This window comes from Paenibacillus sp. FSL H8-0122 (genome assembly GCF_038005345.1).
Classification (GTDB): domain Bacteria; phylum Bacillota; class Bacilli; order Paenibacillales; family Paenibacillaceae; genus Paenibacillus_AQ.
Window position 1 is genome coordinate 4280362 of record NZ_JBBOTB010000001.1, and the last position, 13069, is coordinate 4293430.

Sequence of the window (13069 nt, forward strand, 5' to 3'; positions counted from 1 at the left end):
TCCTTACAACTCCTTATTAACGCCAGCAACCGCCCGCCTGCTCTGCATCTCTACCCGCTTACCTGCGGTAGAAGGTGAACGTGCCGTTCTTCATCTTCTTTTCGATCCATTTCAGCAGAAAAACCCGGTAAAGCGGCCGGGTCAGCGGAAATACCAGAGTAAAGCCGATCAGATCCGTGACAAACCCCGGCAGAATCAGCAGCAGACCGCCGAAGAAAATACATAAGCCGTCCAGCATGGTCCGTCCGGGCACCCGGCCCTCCTGCATATGTGTTCTGCTGTCCTGCAGCACTTTCTTGCCTTCGAACCGCATCATTAGCAAACCGATGACTGAAGTAGCCAGCATGATCAGCAGCGTCTTGGGCGCTCCAAGAAAACTTGAGACATAGATGAAACCGAATAATTCCACGGCCGGGACTGCAAATAGGGCGGCCCACAGCCATTTGTTCCTGATCATACTGCTCCTCCTTCTTCTTTACGTTAACGCTATTCTTCTTCCTTCAGCGCAGCCAGGATGGCATGGAACAGCTCAGGCTGTGCCCTGTCGATCCGCACCGGCCTCCATTCCCCGTTCAGCCAGACATGACTCGTCGAGCCGCTGACCAGAAGCTCGCCTGCGGTCCGCTCCTGCCCTTCCTGACCCCCCGCCATCCGGCGGATTTCATATTCATACACAACCCTCAGAGCCGAGAAGGTGGTTAACCGCGCATACACGGTAATAAGATCATCATATCGCGCGGGGCTTTTAAATTGCAAATCTGCAGAGGTTACCGGCAGCAGCAGACCAAGGCCCTCCAGCCTCTTGTAGTCGAAGCCCAGCTCACGGAACATCTCCGTACGGCCGCACTCAAACCAAATCAAATAGTTGGCATGATAGACGACGCCCATCTGGTCGGTCTCCTGATAACGTACACGGATAGAGGTACTATGCCAGCGGCTGGCCCATCCCGGTTGATGCGGATTCATATTCATATTCATGCTCCTTTCTAAAATACAGTCTGCCCGGCAGCCAGCAGTCCGCTACGCGCCAACACCGCCGGAAGCAGACTTCAGCGGCAGCTTACGGCGGGAGCTTCGGGCAACATAGAACAGAAGGGCTGCGCCCGCAGCTGCACTAATCATACAGGAGAGGTTCATCAGTCCGACCCCGCCCTGATTGAGCAGCATCCCGTTCAACAAATTGCCCAGAATCCCGGCTAACCCGGAGAATACGATGTTAAACACACTTTGTCCGGTCGCCTGCATCTCCGCTGAGGTAATCTTCGATACATATTCAACCGCAGCGATATAAAAGAACCCGAAGGAGAGGCCGTGAAGCACCTGTACGCCGATCATGACGGAAGGGTACGGGAAGGCCACCTGGATGCCCCAGCGCAGCACATAGATTAGCGCACCGAGCAGCAGCGTCCGCTCCATCCCCATTCTGCGTATCACCTTGGAGGCGAAGAACATAGAAGGCACATTGGTAATCGAGGCCAGGAACAGGGCGATTCCGGCAGTGCCGGTCGATCCGCCCACCGACTGGAAGGCAATGACAAAATAGGTCCCGAAGGCCGTCATCGTCTGGTTGACCAGAAAGCTTCCGCCTAAGAAGGCCAGGAAGATGCGGTTGCCGAGCAGTTTTTTGATCCCCTGGGAGAAAGACTGGCTCATCATATGATTCTCCTCCGCCTGCTTGGGAAGAGTGAAGGCAATCACTACAGCGACGCTATTCAGCAGCAGAAACGGCAGCCAGATGGTCGATACAGAGAACTTGGATACATACTGCCCCCCCGCAATGGCCCCTACGGCGGCGCCTATGCTCATCATCATGCGGATGCTGCCGTAAGTGGCTCCGGCCCTGTTCGCAGCCGCTATGGCGTACGAGTCGGCTATAGGCGCCTGTGTAGAGGAGAAGATCGTGGACACGGTATACACCAGCATCAGCACGATGAAATATTCCGAACGGTACAGAACCGCAAGCACCGCCGGAACCGCCACGCTCAGAATCAGCACCAGCCGCGCCTGGTTATACCGGTCGGAGACCATTCCCCATAAGGGCTGGACACAGATCGCGATCAGCGTACCCATAGCCATCAGCACGCCGATCTGGCTGACTTCAAGTCCGTTCGATTTCAGCAGCAGCGAGAGGTAGGAGCCGAAGGAGCCCCCGGCCAGTCCCAGAAACAGATAGAACCCGCGCAGCTTTGTTATTTTTTCCATGGGGATTACAAGTCCTCTCTCATTCTTTTTAACAGAATACCCAACCTTCATAGCCGCCTGCTGCATTAAATAGAGCACAACCTATTATGAGGCGGTGGACAAGTGGGCCAAGTCAATAGATTAACACGGAGCAAACCCTGTCTGAAGGATAAACTTAATACGGGCAGAGCCGCCAGTTCAGGCTTCGGCTGGACATCAAGCAACTGGAGCGGTTATGCCATTTCCGGCAAAAAAGGCAGCTACCGGCAGATATCCGCCGACTGGATCGTCCCTTATGTAAAGCCTACGGTAAAACCTACGTTCTCCTCGGCCTGGATCGGCATCGACGGCTTCAAGAACAGCAGCCTGATTCAGACGGGCACCGGCCATGAGTCGGTGAACGGAAAAGTCCGGTATTATGCCTGGTGGGAGATTCTCCCCGCCTCCGAAACCGTAATTCCTCTTCCCGTCTCTCCCGGCAACCATATGCGTGCTTCCATCGTGAAGCTGAGTCCCGGCAAATGGTGCATCACCCTGCGCAATCTCAGCAAATGCTGGGTCTTCCGTACCGTACAGCGCTATAACGGACCGCAAAGCTCTGCCGAATGGATTGTCGAAGCGCCGCAGGTGGGGTTCGATATCGCTCCGCTGTCCAAGTTTTCCACAGTCTGCTTCACCTGTTGCCAAGTCAATGGACGCAGCCCCAGACTAAAGGTCTCAGACGGCGGCATTATGATCCAGAATAAGAAGCTGCTGGCCGTGCCTTCTCCTCCGCGCTCTTGCGGAAGCGCCTTTTCGGTCAGACGAATCTATCATAAAAGTCCTCCTGCTGTGTATTCCAGGAACCCTATTTATACGACTCCCTGACCTGCCGTCCTGTTCCAGACACTCAGGTCCAATATATCCATTTGCATGATCGATATCAAAAAAGAGCAGCGGCAATCAAGCGCCACTGCTCTTATCATTATATCTTATTCGTGCTGCAGAAGCTCTTCCAAATCCTAGTCGGCTGGAATCGTATCTACCTTCACCAGGTTAGTGGAACCGGAACGTCCAAGCGGGATACCTGCAGTGATGACTACAAGATCGCCGGCTTTAACCAGACCGGAAGCTTTACCGCCGTTAAGAGCTGTTTCCAGCAATTCGTCAGTAGAATGAGCTTCAGGGCCGAATACAGGAGTTACGCCCCATACCAGCGCCAGCTGACGCATGGTTCTTTCCTGGGTGGTTACAGCAATGATCTGTGATTTAGGACGATATTTGGAAACCACGCGTGCAGTGTGGCCAGTTACCGTTGAAGAAATGATCGCTTTAGCATTCAGATCCAGAGCGGAGATCGCTACGGATTGGCTGATCGCTTCAGTTACAGTAGTTTCTTGAGCAATCTGCTGCTTCATGAAGATCTCACGGTGGTTCAGAGCAGATTCTGCTTTCTCAGCAATACGGGACATAGTCAGTACGGATTCAACCGGATATTTCCCGGCAGCAGTCTCACCGGACAGCATGATTGCATCGGTTCCGTCGAAGATTGCGTTCGCTACGTCACTTGCTTCAGCGCGGGTTGGGCGCGGGTTGCGCTGCATGGAATCCAGCATTTGGGTAGCTGTGATTACCGGTTTGCCGGCGATGTTACATTTCTGAATCATCAGCTTCTGTGCCAAAGGTACATCTTCAGCAGGGATTTCTACACCAAGGTCGCCACGGGCAACCATCAGGCCGTCGGATACTGCCAGGATTTCATCCAGGTTATCGACACCTTCCTGGTTCTCGATCTTGGAGATGATCTGGATGTGGGAAGCATCATGCTTCGCAAGCAGTTCACGGATTTCCTGAACGTCGCTGGCTTTGCGTACGAAAGAAGCGGCAATAAAATCAATGTCCTGTCCGATCCCAAAAATGATATCATTGGTATCTTTTTCCGTAATACCCGGCAGGGAGATGGATACTCCTGGTACGTTAACACCCTTCTTGCTCTTGATCGTACCGCCGTTAACAATACGGGTCTTGATTTCGGTGCCTTGAATGTCGACAACTGTAAGGCCGATCAGGCCGTCGTCGATCAGGATCGTCGATCCTACTTGAACATCGTTAGGCAGGTTGTTGTAAGTGATGGAAATACGGTTGTGGTCGCCAAGGATCTCTTCCGTAGTCAATGTCAGATACTCATCCTGAACCAGTTCAATCGGTTCTACTTCCAGCTTGCCTGTACGAATCTCCGGTCCTTTGGTGTCGAGCAGGATGGCAACAGTCTTGCCAAGTTCCTTGGATGCTTGACGGATCGTGTTGATCCGGGCTCCATGCTCATCAAAATCGCCGTGGGAGAAGTTCAGACGGGCCACATTCATACCAGCCAAAATCAATTTTTTGATATTCTCCAACGATTCACTTGCAGGTCCGATCGTACATACAATTTTACTTTTCCGCATTAGGTTTTCCTCCGTTTTTTCGTTCTCTCTGTCTCATCTTTTCCAACTACAAAATCTACTATAAGGCTTGCTCTTTGTATAGGAACTTTATCACATGTAAAGACATGCACGTTTTATTGCGCCCTTATGAATATTACTGCATGTTGAACACAAAATCAATGTTAGTGGCTGTTTTTGCTGTAAATTAAAGTCGAATAATATAGGATGGCCGATAAAAGAAAAACCATCCCGCAAGAAGTGCAGGATGATTAGAATGGGAATAAATGTATTATGAGTCTTGTCCAGTTCGCGGCCTGGAATCAGCTGGAATATGCTAAAAAGTGCAAACCGGCGGTACCGGCATTGCCGCTAATTCCCCGGAGAGAATCTCCCGCTTACTCCACAATTTGCGCTTCATCCTGATCGGCATCCTGCTCCAGTACCGACTCGGAGAACTCGCCGATTTTGCGGAATTTCAGGTAACGGTCTTCCTTCAGCGCTGCTGCATCCATGCCGGACAGCTCCTGCAGGTGACGCCAGACTGTGTCCTTAACCGCCTCCGCCGCAGCCTCGTAATCCCGGTGCGCACCGCCTCTGGGCTCCGGAATAATCTCCTCGATCACTTCCATCTCCAGCAGATCGGTGGCCGTGATCTTCATGGCCTCTGCGGCCTGCTCCGCCTTGGTGGCATCCTTCCACAGAATAGAAGCTGCACCGTTAGGAGAGATCGCCGAATAGATCGCATTCTCCAGCATCAGCACACGGTTGCCCACGGCCATCGCTAAAGCTCCGCCGCTGCCGCCCTCGCCGATAATCACGCAGATGACCGGCACGGCCAGTTGGGACATCTCGAACAAATTGCGGGCAATCGCTTCCGATTGTCCGCGTTCCTCTGCGGTATTGCCGGGGTAAGCCCCCTTGGTGTCCACAAAGGTGATGATCGGACGGCCGAACTTCTCCGCCTGCTTCATCAGGCGCAGTGACTTGCGGAAGCCTTCCGGATGGGCGCTGCCGAAGAAGCGCAGAATATTCTCCTTCGTATCCTTGCCGCGCTGTTGACCGATGACAGTTACAGGCCGGCCGTTCAGCTTGGCGATTCCGCCGACTACAGCAAGATCGTCACCGTACAGGCGGTCACCATGCAGCTCGATAAAGTCCGTGAAGATAAGCCCGATCAGATCCAGCGAGGTCGGGCGTACGTGATGCCGGGCCAGATGCATCTTCTGGGCCGGGGATATATTGGAATAGATCTCATTCTCCAGCTCGCTGTAGCGCTCCTCAAGCCGGGCTACCTCATCGCTGAAATCAATGCCCTTCTCTTCGCCGAACTGCTTGAGCTCGGCGATTTTTTTGCGCATTTCTACCAGAGGCATTTCAAAAGGCAACTCTCCTGCCAACCTAAAATCCCCCTTTCACATCATGCAGCTCCAGCAGCTTCGTGAGTGTGGAGCGCATTTCCTTACGGTGCACGACCAGATCCAGCTGTCCGTGCTGCAGATTGAACTCTGCCGTCTGGAAATCCTCCGGCAGCTTCTGGCGGATCGTCTGCTCGATGACAATCCGTCCGGCAAAGCCGAAGACCGCTCCGGGCTCGGCAATAATAATATCGCCCAGGCTGGCAAAGCTCGCCGATACCCCGCCGGTGGTCGGATCAGTAATGACGGAGATGTACAGGCCGCCCGCTTCACTGAACCGGGCCAGCGCGGCACTTGTCTTCGCCATTTGCATAAGACTGAGAATGCTCTCCTGCATCCTGGCTCCGCCGGAGGTAGAGAAGATCAGCATCGGCAGTCCCCGCTCTGTCGCTTCTTCCACCGCTCTTGTAATTTTCTCGCCAACCACGGACCCCATACTGCCGGTGAAGAACTCAAAGTTCATCACGGCTACAATAACCGCATGTCCGCCGATGCTGCCCTGGCCGGTGATTACAGCCTCAACCTGTCCGGTTTTGGACTGCTGCTGTTCCAGCTTGGAGGCATAGCCGGGGAACTTCAGCGGATCAATGGACGCCATCTCGCTGTCGAACTCAATGAACCCTTCCGGATCCAGTATCATCGCAATCCGTTCGGTCGCATTCAGACGCATATGATAGCCGCAGGACGGGCATACTTTCAAATTCTTCTCCAGTTCCTTGCTGTACTGGATCGTTCCGCATTTGGCACACTTGCTCATTAGGCCTTCGGGAATCTCCCGCTTGGGGCGCTCGCCTTCTGCTGGTCCGCCGCTTCGCTCCAGACGCTCTGAAGGAATAGTCGCGTACTTCCGTTTTTTCTGAAATAAATCTTTGAACAAGGGTCGCACCTCTTCAGCCGTTTATTTGCGTAAATAGCAGCTTGCCGCTGTGATGAATGCTCTTGAATCTCTACGCCATACTCTTCAGGGATGCAGGATCAGATTGAGGACCTCCTGCACTTCTTCAAGCTCTCCCGAAGGAACCAGAATCTCAAACTGCTGCTTGGACATATTGATGGGACGGCATTTAATCAGAAATCCTTCTTCCGTAAGCTTCCTCTCGATCATCTCCGCCACTTTGGCGGTCGGCGCTATATAGATTACCGTCCACATGCCCTGCAAGGCCTCCCTAATCTCGAATCCAGCCGTATCCTGAATATAATGAAATTATGATAACACAGTTTTCTTTTTTCCCGCAAGCAAGCCCGGCAGGAAGGACTCAGGCCCGGGAGGCCGATCGCAGCGCATCAGGAGCAGCCGTTATTCGGTCCCGGTCACATGGGGATAGACCTTCGCACCCTCATGCCCGTGGGCGATCCGGGCTGAAGCTGCAGCTGCAATTCCGGCCACAAGATCATCCAGAAATACATGAATGCTCCCCTTATCATCATTCAATTTGCCGATAATTCCAAGCTTTATTTTATCGAGGTAGCCGAAGCTGGTCAGACCGATCATTCCATACACGCTCGTGATACCCAGCGCAAGAGTCTCGTCCGCCCCATAGAGCGACTCATCCGCTTCCATTACCGCCTGAAACGGCTGGGGCAGCAGCTTCTTCTCGGCCAGCTCATCCAGCGCAATCCCCGTCATGAGCGTATACTGGACCTCTCTTTTGTTCAGGACCGACTTGACGCTGCTCAGGCACTCCTCCTGCGTTAAGCTGGGATAATAGACCGATTGCAGGATATAGACGATCTCTGCGATCGAATCCAGTGATACTCCCCGGCGCTCCAGCAGATCCTCCGCCATTTGATAGGACATGATGTCATTCCCCTTCCGCACGGGACAATGCCCCGCTATGATTTAGCTGAACTTGAGAGTGAAGCCTGACAGATTCATAAGTTCACTCTATTGGTTCCCTAATGTATGCGGAAGAGGGGGCAAATGTGCTAAAAAGATCAGTGTTGCCATGCCCCGATTATGGTGCATTGGGTATGCTTAAGTGCAATCTGTACAACTAGATCGTCTGATTTACCGCCGAATATACTTTTAGCTGTAATTGATACAATTAAACTGCCTCTATATGCGGGTTCTCACCCTTTCGGGCAGATTTAGTTGTACAGACTACAGTTAGGAGAGGAAAGCCGTCCTGCTCACGGTTTTTAATTGCTCATAATACATCTATCTGAATGTCCACTTTGAACAAGCTCCTGTAGCGCATCAGATTAAAAATAGCGGGTCGGCATGATGAGGCCTGAACGACTAAAAGAGTGCATTGCTTGGGACAAATGTATGCGGAAAACCGAACACATTTCGATAGCGCAAGGTAATCAGGCCCATTGTATGCGAAAAACCGAACACATTTGTAGGTGGTATCGTTTTACTAATCCAACCCATATAAATTAAATTCTGACGTTGCACTAGGCTAGTCGGGCTGCTCCTATCTGAGGCGGACGGTTCCGGCACCCAGCATCTCCTCAATGGCTGCGAACAGCTCCTCCGAGGGCTCGATCCGGTAGCTGTCGCTCAGCGCCAGCACCTTCTGGTTACGCTCGTAGAACAGCAGCGTCGCTGCGGGTCCCGGATGGGTCTGCAGCAGCGCCTGAAGGCGCGGCAGCAGACCCTTCAGCTCAGCGCCCGGCGTGATCTTGATGAAGACACGCTGGGCGCCTGCCGCTGAGCCTGCGGCGCGCTCAGCGGCTGGGGCCTGCCCCGTGCGGGCTGCAGGAGCGGCCGCAGGCGCTCCTGCGGGGGCACTGCGGCCCGCGCCGTAGGCGGGCCGGGACCCGGCGCTGCGGCGCTGCAGCAGGCCGCGCACGCTGTCCGAGGTGAGCGGAGCTACCTCCTCGGCCAGCAGCTTGAAGCCCTCGTCCTCCTGCTGCACCTTGGCGCGCAGGGCCAGCAGCGCGCCCTTCTCAATCAGGGCGCGGCTGCGTTTCCACACCTCCGGGAAGAGTACGACCTCGCAGCGCTCGATCTGGTCTTCCCACTCCACAAAAGCCATCGCCTTACCGGCTTTGGTCGTGATCTCCTTCAGCGACACGACCATACCGGCCGTCACGGTCATACTCTCATCCGCTGCTTCGCCAAGATCCATCAGCTTCTGAACTCCCGGCTCCTCCAGCAGCCCCGCATGGTCATCCAGCGGGTGGCCGGAGAGATAGAGCCCGAGCAGCTCTCGCTCCAGCTCCAGCTGCTGGGTTCCGCTGAACCTCGGAATATCCGGGTAGCGGATCTCCCAGTTCGGCGTCTCAATGAGGTCATCGAACAGCTGGATCTGCAGCTCATCGCGCTCCTTGCGCCATTTGGCCGCCGCATCCACCGTCTCATCCAGCATCGCCAGCAGCTGCGCCCGGTGTCCGGGCAGCGCATCGAAAGCTCCGGTCTGCAGCAGCGATTCGATCACGCGCTTGTTGCAGACCCGCAGATCGACCCGGCGGCAGAAATCGAGCAGACTGTCGAACGGCCGCTCCTTGCGGACTGCTATAATATTCTCTACAGCCTGCGTGCCGACATTCTTCACCGCAGCCAGACCGAAGCGGATATGCCCGCGGCCTTCGCCGGGCACCGGAGTGAACAGCACCCCGCTCTCGTTGACATCCGGCGGCAGTACGCCAATCCCGGACCGGCGGCATTCCAGGACATATTCCGCCACCTTGCGGTGGCTCCCCATCACAGCAGTCAGCATAGCGGCCATGAACTGCACCGGATAATGTGCCTTAAGATAAGCGGTCTGGAAGGCCAGCACCCCGTAAGCAGCCGCATGGGCGCGCGGGAAGCCGTAGTTGGCGAACCGCACGATCATATCATAGACCGCATGGGCATCCGCTTCGCTGTAGCCCTGCTTCAGACTGCCCTCCACGAAGTGGCTGCGCTCCTGATCGAGTGTCTCCCGCTTCTTCTTGGATACTGCACGGCGCAGCAGATCTGCTTCGCCAAGCGAGAAGCCGGCCATCAGGGAGGCAATCTGCATGATCTGCTCCTGGTAGACGATAATGCCGTACGTATCGGCCAGAATCGGCTGCAGATCCGCATGCGGATAGACGACCTCGAACTCCCCGTGCTTGCCCCCGATGAATTTCGGGATGAATTCCATCGGACCCGGACGGTATAGCGCTACCACCGAGACAATATCCTCGAACCCGCTCGGCTTCAGGTCCTTCAGCACCCGCCGTACGCCTGCCGATTCCAGCTGGAATACGCCGGTGGTCTCGCCTGCTCCCAGCATCTCATAGGTGAGCGGATCATGATCCGGGATGAAGCGGAAATCCGGTACGCTCCCGGTCATCTCCTTCACCCATTTCATGCAGCGTTCAATAATCGACAAGGTCCGCAGCCCGAGGAAGTCCATCTTGAGCAGCCCTACGCTCTCCAGATGCTCCATGGAGTACTGGGTCAGCGCCGTGCTCTCATTACCAGCCTGTAGCGGAACCGCGTCTGTCAGCGGCCCCTTGGAGATGACCACGCCAGCCGCATGTGTTGAAGCATGGCGCGGCATGCCCTCCACCTTCATGGCCGTATCCAGCAGCGTTCTGGTCTTCGGATTACTCTCATACAGCGCCTTCAGCTCAGGCGTACTCTCCAGCGCCCGGGTGATGCTGATGCCGAGCTGGCCCGGAATCAGCTTCGCCGCCTTGTCCACCTCGTTATACGGCAGATTCAGCGCCCGGCCCACATCACGGACAGCAGCCCTGGCCGCCATCGTACCGAAAGTGATGATCTGCGCCACATGCTCCTTACCGTACTTGTCCACCACATATGCAATCACCTCATCGCGGCGTTCGTCGCTGAAGTCGATATCAATATCGGGCATAGTGATCCGCTCAGGGTTCAGGAACCGCTCAAACAGCAGATTATATTTCAGCGGGTCCACATCGGTAATCTTCAGCGTGTACGCGGTAAGACTCCCTGCGGAGGAACCACGGCCCGGACCTGTAACAATACCGCTGCGGTGACAAAAAGCGATAAAATCCCACACGATCAGGAAGTAATCGCTGAACCCCATGCTCTCAATGACTCCCAGCTCGTAGTCTAGCCGCTTCTCGGCCGTCTCCTTCTGCTCCGGCGATTCCCAGAGCGGCGTATCCGCATAACGCTGCGCAAGTCCGCTGCGGCACAGCTCGCGCAGATAAGCAGCGGCATCCAGCCCTTCCGGCAGAGGCGAGAATTCCGGGAGAATATGATGGCCGAACGTCAGCTCCAGATTGCACGCTTCAGCGATCCGCTGCGTGTTCTCTATCGCCTGCGGCACATGCGGAAACAGCACAGCCATCTGCTCTCCGCTTTTGAAGAACAGCTGGTCCGTCCCGATCTTCAGCCGGTCCTCATCGTCTACGGATTTGCCCGTGCCGATGCAGATCAGCACATCCTGGACCTCGGCATCCTCCTTGTCCATATAGTGGACATCATTGGTCACCACCAGCGGAATATCGAGCTCTTCAGCAAGTGCTATCAGCTGCGGATTCACCCGCTTCTGCTCGGCAATCCCGTGATCCTGCAGCTCCAGATAGAAGTCGCTTCCAAAAATCTCCTTATACCGCAGCGCCGCCTTACGCGCCTCATCCTCCCTACCGTGCAACAGATGCTGCGGTACCTCACCGCCCAGGCAGGCACTGAGGCAGATAATACCTTCGGCATGTGCTGCCAGCGCCTCCATATCGATGCGCGGCTTGTAATGCTGGCCCTCCAGATGGCCGATGGAGATCAGCTTCATCAGATTCCGGTAGCCGGTCATATTCTTCGCCAGCAGAATCAGATGATAGATCGGCTGATCCTTACGGCTCCCCCGCTCACGGCGCGAGCCTGCGGTCAAATAAGCCTCACAGCCGATAATCGGCTTGATTCCCTGCGCCCGGCAGGCTTTATAGAAAGGGATGGCCCCGTACATCACACCATGATCCGTCAGCGCCAGCGATGTCATGCCGTATTCGCCGGCCCGGCGCACGAGATCTGTAATGCGCGCCGCCCCGTCCAGTAAACTGTATTCGCTGTGCACATGCAAATGCACGAATGGGCTCATATTCCCCACTTCCCTTCAGCTCCAAATCAAAACATAAGATGAAACTATTTTATCATATTAGAGGGGGAGCCGCCCATAGAATGGATTAAGAGCATATGGACAGGCAAAAGCCAGGCCGCCGCCTGATCTAAGGAGGGAGCTTTTTATGGATATTTTCTTAAGCAAGGCCGTCCTCGACTTCTTCATCGCCTTCGGCATAGTGCTGGGCGGAGCGATGCTGGGCGGAATTGGAGCCGTCGTCTCTCTTCAGCCGCCAACCGATACCATGGTGGAAATCGCAGACCGGATTAAGATATGGGCACTGGCTGCTGCTGTAGGCGGAACCATCGACCCGATGAGGGTCATTGAGAGCAATATGCTGGGAGGCAATCTCTCCCCGGCGATCAAGCAGATTCTCTATCTGGTGTTCGCCTTCCTGGGCGCTCATATGGGCAGTGAGCTGGTCAAGTGGGTCTGCGGCAAGTAGAACCATCACGCCTCCAACCAAATGCCTATAGATCAAGGGGTGAAAAGATACATGCGACTTCCGCCGTTTGACCGCTACCGCCGTTTCTCGCAGATTGCTGCTGTGTTTGTGCTGGGGATGATTGTGGGAGCCGCCCTGTACAACGCCATTTATCATATGGGCTATAACATACTCTGGGTCAATAACCAGGCTCTACGGCTGGAGATTGAACAGAACCGGAAAGACATTCTGACGCTCAAAAAATACAACAACACCTCCACCGTCATCCGTGAGATTAAGGTGCGTACCGAGGGCAGCAAGGCCAAGGACAATACGGCGGCGCTGGACCCGGTGATAGCCAAGGAGGTCCTCAGCAAGCTGTCGGGCGATCTGGAGCCGCTGCGCGGGCGCAGCATGTTCGATATCGATTCCGACGGCAAGCTGGCGCGCCTGCTGCTGGACAGCAAAATCTATCTGGCCCGCGAGAAGGAATACACCGTCAAAATCCGCACCATGCTGGTGATGGAGGGCGTGCTGCAAATCTGGGTGGAAATCAGCCCTTATAAGCGCAGCTGAGGCGCAAATCATGATACAATAGTGGACAAATCACAATCACAGGATACAGAG

At 54.9% G+C, this 13069-nt stretch carries 12 protein-coding genes; 3 read left to right on the forward strand and 9 right to left on the reverse strand.

From position 1 onward, the window contains the following. Nucleotides 1–58: 58 nt before the first annotated feature. Genes NSS64_RS18550 through NSS64_RS18560 form a run of 3 tightly spaced genes read right to left on the reverse strand, consistent with a single transcriptional unit; the run spans nt 59 to nt 2202 of the window. The gene (locus NSS64_RS18550) at nt 59–457 is read right to left on the reverse strand and encodes an FxsA family protein (RefSeq protein ID WP_036695825.1); all 399 of its coding nucleotides are present in this window, start codon (nt 455–457) and stop codon (nt 59–61) included. Between the two features lie 29 nt (nt 458–486). Then, the gene (locus NSS64_RS18555; RefSeq protein ID WP_340995562.1) at nt 487–966 is read right to left on the reverse strand and encodes an acyl-CoA thioesterase; all 480 of its coding nucleotides are present in this window, start codon (nt 964–966) and stop codon (nt 487–489) included. 54 nt (nt 967–1020) lie between these two features. Further along, nucleotides 1021–2202, reverse strand: coding sequence for an MFS transporter (locus tag NSS64_RS18560; RefSeq protein ID WP_340942243.1), 1182 nt, complete (start codon nt 2200–2202; stop codon nt 1021–1023). Nucleotides 2203–2304: 102 nt separating this feature from the next. On the opposite strand from NSS64_RS18560, the gene NSS64_RS18565 reads away from it, so the two are divergent. Continuing rightward, complete coding sequence (locus NSS64_RS18565) at nt 2305–3048, forward strand: G1 family glutamic endopeptidase (protein ID WP_340942245.1); 744 nt, start codon at nt 2305–2307, stop codon at nt 3046–3048. A 134-nt stretch (nt 3049–3182) separates the two neighbouring features. Here NSS64_RS18565 and pyk read toward each other — a convergent pair whose 3' ends face one another. The 6 genes from pyk to NSS64_RS18595 form a co-directional block, all read right to left on the reverse strand. Further along, complete coding sequence (pyk, locus tag NSS64_RS18570) at nt 3183–4607, reverse strand: pyruvate kinase (RefSeq protein WP_340942247.1); 1425 nt, start codon at nt 4605–4607, stop codon at nt 3183–3185. A gap of 374 nt (nt 4608–4981) precedes the next feature. Continuing rightward, complete coding sequence (locus NSS64_RS18575) at nt 4982–5983, reverse strand: acetyl-CoA carboxylase carboxyltransferase subunit alpha (protein WP_340942250.1); 1002 nt, start codon at nt 5981–5983, stop codon at nt 4982–4984. Nucleotide 5984: 1 nt separating this feature from the next. Next, complete coding sequence (gene accD / locus NSS64_RS18580; RefSeq protein ID WP_036725603.1) at nt 5985–6878, reverse strand: acetyl-CoA carboxylase, carboxyltransferase subunit beta; 894 nt, start codon at nt 6876–6878, stop codon at nt 5985–5987. An 84-nt stretch (nt 6879–6962) separates the two neighbouring features. Continuing rightward, complete coding sequence (locus NSS64_RS18585) at nt 6963–7151, reverse strand: hypothetical protein (protein WP_036725605.1); 189 nt, start codon at nt 7149–7151, stop codon at nt 6963–6965. Between the two features lie 147 nt (nt 7152–7298). Then, nucleotides 7299–7799, reverse strand: coding sequence for a phosphatidylglycerophosphatase A family protein (locus NSS64_RS18590; RefSeq protein WP_036725608.1), 501 nt, complete (start codon nt 7797–7799; stop codon nt 7299–7301). A 619-nt stretch (nt 7800–8418) separates the two neighbouring features. Beyond that, the gene (locus NSS64_RS18595; RefSeq protein ID WP_341141088.1) at nt 8419–11997 is read right to left on the reverse strand and encodes a DNA polymerase III subunit alpha; all 3579 of its coding nucleotides are present in this window, start codon (nt 11995–11997) and stop codon (nt 8419–8421) included. Nucleotides 11998–12142: 145 nt separating this feature from the next. On the opposite strand from NSS64_RS18595, the gene NSS64_RS18600 reads away from it, so the two are divergent. Together NSS64_RS18600 and NSS64_RS18605 are read left to right on the forward strand one after the other, a co-directional pair. After that, a complete protein-coding gene (locus NSS64_RS18600) occupies nt 12143–12463 on the forward strand; it encodes a YtrH family sporulation protein (RefSeq protein WP_036721610.1) in 321 nt (106 codons plus the stop codon). A gap of 51 nt (nt 12464–12514) precedes the next feature. Then, entirely contained in the window at nt 12515–13018 is a 504-nt protein-coding gene (locus NSS64_RS18605) for a hypothetical protein (RefSeq protein WP_341141089.1), read from the forward strand. The last annotated feature ends 51 nt before the right edge of the window (nt 13019–13069 follow it).

Excerpts from the sequence above, each read along its gene's own strand:
- NSS64_RS18585 (WP_036725605.1), bottom strand. The coding sequence starts at position 7,151 with ATGTGGACGGTAATCTATATAGCGCCGACCGCCAAAGTGGCGGAGATG.
- NSS64_RS18555 (WP_340995562.1), bottom strand. The coding sequence starts at position 966 with ATGAATCCGCATCAACCGGGATGGGCCAGCCGCTGGCATAGTACCTCT.
- NSS64_RS18550 (WP_036695825.1), bottom strand. The coding sequence starts at position 457 with ATGATCAGGAACAAATGGCTGTGGGCCGCCCTATTTGCAGTCCCGGCC.
- NSS64_RS18560 (WP_340942243.1), bottom strand. The coding sequence starts at position 2,202 with ATGGAAAAAATAACAAAGCTGCGCGGGTTCTATCTGTTTCTGGGACTG.
- NSS64_RS18600 (WP_036721610.1), top strand. The coding sequence starts at position 12,143 with ATGGATATTTTCTTAAGCAAGGCCGTCCTCGACTTCTTCATCGCCTTC.
- pyk (WP_340942247.1), bottom strand. The coding sequence starts at position 4,607 with ATGCGGAAAAGTAAAATTGTATGTACGATCGGACCTGCAAGTGAATCG.
- NSS64_RS18590 (WP_036725608.1), bottom strand. The coding sequence starts at position 7,799 with ATGTCCTATCAAATGGCGGAGGATCTGCTGGAGCGCCGGGGAGTATCA.
- NSS64_RS18595 (WP_341141088.1), bottom strand. The coding sequence starts at position 11,997 with ATGAGCCCATTCGTGCATTTGCATGTGCACAGCGAATACAGTTTACTG.
- NSS64_RS18605 (WP_341141089.1), top strand. The coding sequence starts at position 12,515 with ATGCGACTTCCGCCGTTTGACCGCTACCGCCGTTTCTCGCAGATTGCT.